Annotated in this window: 1 protein-coding gene; it reads right to left on the reverse strand. The window is 49.0% G+C overall.

What is annotated here, in order from left to right:
• Window positions 1-78: 78 nt before the first annotated feature.
• Entirely contained in the window at window positions 79-1,650 is a 1,572-nt protein-coding gene (locus EXIGUO8A_RS18725) for an IS1182 family transposase (RefSeq protein ID WP_236564545.1), read from the reverse strand.
• Between the last annotated feature and the right edge of the window lie 78 nt (window positions 1,651-1,728).

A 1,728-nucleotide genomic window follows, 5' to 3' on the forward strand; every position in this document is an offset into this window, starting at 1 on the left:
GTAACCGTTGCACAAGCCAATAATTAGAGATAATTGCTATCGATATAAGCCTCTTTAAGGGGCTTTTTTTATGCCATGTCAGAAGATGAACCTAAATTTTAGATGCACTGGAGAAAGGCTTTTCACGTAATGGACCATGATTTTTACGAATAATGGCAGGGCAAGCTTTCCTACCCCACTTTTCGGGTGTTTCTTTTCGAATTTCAGGTATTTCTTGAGGTTGTAGGCGATCGCCGAGAGGTGCATCACCTTGTTCGCCTGTGCGAGCCCGATGGTATTTATCTTCCTCAGTCCCATGAACTGGGTCAAGGTTCCAAAAACGGGTTCTACCGTGCTCTGCCGCTTGCTCTTCATATACCGACCCAGTGGGCTCTCCACCCGGGCGATGTTACGCAAATACTCCGCACGGTAATAGGTAACGCCGAACTTCTTCTCCTGTGCACTTTTGCCCAGGCAGCTACTGCGTATCGGGCAACCGGTGCAGATATGCTTTCTTGCACGGTATTCCTTCTTTCTTGTTCCCGTGCGATAATCCCTGAACTCCTTGGTGAACGGTATCGTTTTCCCTTGGGGACAGCGGTAGCTGTCCGTCCCATGGTCATAAACGAAACCATCGGGACCTCCCTTGAACGTCCCGTGGGCGGGTATGAAGCTCTTGAGCTTCATACTTTCCAAAAAGGCATAGTTCTCGCCACTGCTATAGCCCGTATCGGCCACGCAGTTCTCAAAGACGAAGCCCTGTTGCCATAATCTTCTCTGTAGGCGCCGTACGATATCCTGTAACTGCTGGTTGTCCTTGCCATCGGCATGGTACGCCCTGATATCGGTAATTACATGATGGGCGGTATCCACGCTCAACTGACTGAGGTAGTTCAGCTTTCTTGCCTTGCCCGGCTTTACGCTTATCCTGGCATCGGGGTCGGTAGGACTGTAATGGGTCTTGTTGCTCGTATACTTTGCTCCCTTGTTTCCGGCGCCAGGTCTTTGATCCTGGTCCTTCGCCCATTTTTTGTTCCTGCCCTTTATCGCGGAGAGCTCATTATCGTTGGCGGTAACACTTCGTTGTCCTTTATCCGACCTGTCGCCCTTGCTCTTGCGGTGTGGCACTTCTTTGTCCATTGCGCTTATAGCACGTACTTTTTTCAAATGCTCTTCCAAATCTTCTTCGGGCACCTTCAGCTCCAATGTGTCCATGCTCGCGTTCGCTTTCACGGGCGCACTGTCGATCGCCTGGGTATGACCGGCGACCATCCCCTTCTCAACACACAAGGCAAGGACATTGGTGAATACTTCCTCGAATACCGACTCGGGAAAAAGTTGACGGGTACGGCTTATGGTACTGTGCCAGGGAAGTTCCTCGTCAATGTCATAGCCTACGAAAAAAAGAATATCCAGGCGCATCGAACAATGGGCGATAAGCTTACGGTCGCTGATGATGTTCTCCAGGTAGCCCACCAAACAGAACTTGAAGAAGACCACGGGGTCAATACTTTTTTGACCGCTTTCACCGTAATAGCCTTTGGTCAGCTTATAGAGAAAATTCAGGTCCAGAACCTCTTTTAAACGCCTGTAGAAATTGTTCTTCGGTATACGCTCGCTCAATTGGAAACGGGCGAACAGTTTTTCCTGATACTCCTTTTTTCCTTGCATACCTAAAGTTAACGACCCAACGTTAAGATCACGTTGACCCTATATGGTTTTTTCGTTAACTTGTGCAACAGGCACAAT

This window comes from Maribacter litoralis (assembly GCF_902506355.1).
Lineage (GTDB): Bacteria > Bacteroidota > Bacteroidia > Flavobacteriales > Flavobacteriaceae > Maribacter > Maribacter litoralis.